The organism is Burkholderia sp. Ac-20353 (genome assembly GCF_017104785.1).
Classification (GTDB): Bacteria; Pseudomonadota; Gammaproteobacteria; order Burkholderiales; family Burkholderiaceae; genus Burkholderia.
In genome coordinates, this window is sequence record NZ_JAAGPL010000443.1 from 1 (window position 1) to 1766 (window position 1766).

A 1766-nucleotide genomic window follows, 5' to 3' on the forward strand; every position below is an offset into this window, starting at 1 on the left:
CTTCGCGTGCGGCTGCCTGGACTGGAGCGAACGCCGCGCGCACCTGGGCGGCGCGCTCGGCGCGGCGCTGCTCGACAGCTTCTGCGCGCACGGCTGGATCGAGCGCACCGAGCGGCCGCGCGTGCTGCGCGTGACGGTGCCCGGGCAGCAGGCGCTCGACGCATGGCTTACGACCGCATGACACGCGCATTGCCGCCGGACGACAAGCGCGCCAGACGGACATGAATTGTTACAGGACGATCAATTAGCCTTACAAAACTCAGTGCATTGAAACAGGCCGAGCGGATATTGTGAAACCAACGGCACGAATCGACGGGCCGCGATAACGACGAATACGCTCATCATGACCACCCTGTTCACGCTCAAGCGCACTGCCCGCCTCACGCTGCTCGCCTTCGCGGCGCTCGCCGCGTTGCCGCCCGCGTTCGCGCAATCGGCCGACGCGCCGCCGTACGCGGCGCCGGCCCAGCAGCCGGGTGGTGACCCGCCCGGCCGGGTTGCGAGGCTCAATTACCTGTCCGGCGCGGTGACGACCGAGCCGGCCGGCACCGACACGTGGTCGTATGCGTCCGTGAACCGGCCGCTGACGACCGGCGACCAGCTCTGGAACGACGCCGGCGCCCGCTCCGAAATCCACATCGGCTCGACCGCCGTGCGGCTCGGCCAATCGACGAGCCTGTCGGTGCTGAACCTCGACGACACGACGACCCAACTGAAGGTCGGCCTCGGCACCGTGTCGACGCACGTGCGTTCGCTGCCGCCCGGCTCGTCGTATGAAATCGACACGCCGAACCTCGCGCTCGGCGTCACGGGCCCCGGCGACTATCGGGTCGACGTCGCGCCGGACGGCGCGAGCACGACGGTCACCGTGCGGCGCGGCAGCGCAACCGTCTACGGCGACAACGGCCAGTATCCGCTGTCCGCCGGGCAGCAGGTCGTATTCTCGGGCACCAACCTGGCGGTCGCGCAGGAGTCCCCGGCGCCCGGATTCGATCCGCTCGACCAGTGGGCGGCCGGCCGCGATGCGGCCGAGGAACGCTCGGTGTCGGCACGCTACGTGTCGCGCGACGTCCCCGGCTACCAGGATCTCGACGCGAACGGTACGTGGCGCCAGGATCCGGGCTATGGCTCGGTATGGGTGCCGAACGACGTGCCGTCGGACTGGGCGCCGTATCACGACGGCCACTGGATCTGGCAGGCGCCGTGGGGCTGGACCTGGGTCGATGACCAGCCGTGGGGCTTCGCGCCTTATCACTACGGCCGCTGGGCATATGTCGACGACAGCTGGGCGTGGGTGCCCGGCCCGCTCGTCGTCAGCGAGCCGCCCGTCTATGCACCGGCACTCGTCGCGTTCGTCGGCGGTGGCGGCGGCGGCTTCGACTGGAGCGTCAGCCTCGCGGTCGGCGGCGCCGCCGCCGCAGGCTGCGCGTGGTTCCCGCTCGGCCCCGGCGAACGCTGGCACCCGGGCTGGGGCGGCTGGAGCCCTCACTACTACGATCGCGTGAACCAGAACGTCGTGGTGAACAACGTCAACGTGAACAAGACCGTGAACGTGACGAACATCAACAACATCACCAACATCAACAACACGTACATCAACTATCACGCGCCGCACGCGATCACGGCCGTGCCCGCGACCGCGTTCGTGCACGGGCAGCCGGTCGCGCATTTCGCACAAAAGGTCGATCCGCAGCAGTGGCGCAACGCGCACGTGACCCCCGGCACGCCCGGCATCGCCCCGGTGCGCCAGAGCTTCACCGGCGGGC

General features: G+C 69.4%; 1 protein-coding gene and 1 pseudogene. Both read left to right on the forward strand.

Features of this window, described 5'->3' with window-relative positions; genetic code table 11:
- Positions 1–181 (forward strand): annotated as a pseudogene (locus G3N94_RS41105) (transcriptional regulator); the annotation flags it as partial.
- A gap of 162 nt (positions 182–343) precedes the next feature.
- Positions 344–1766, forward strand: a 1423-nt coding sequence (locus G3N94_RS41110) for a FecR family protein (RefSeq protein WP_241022363.1), incomplete at its 3' end; no start/stop codon positions are given.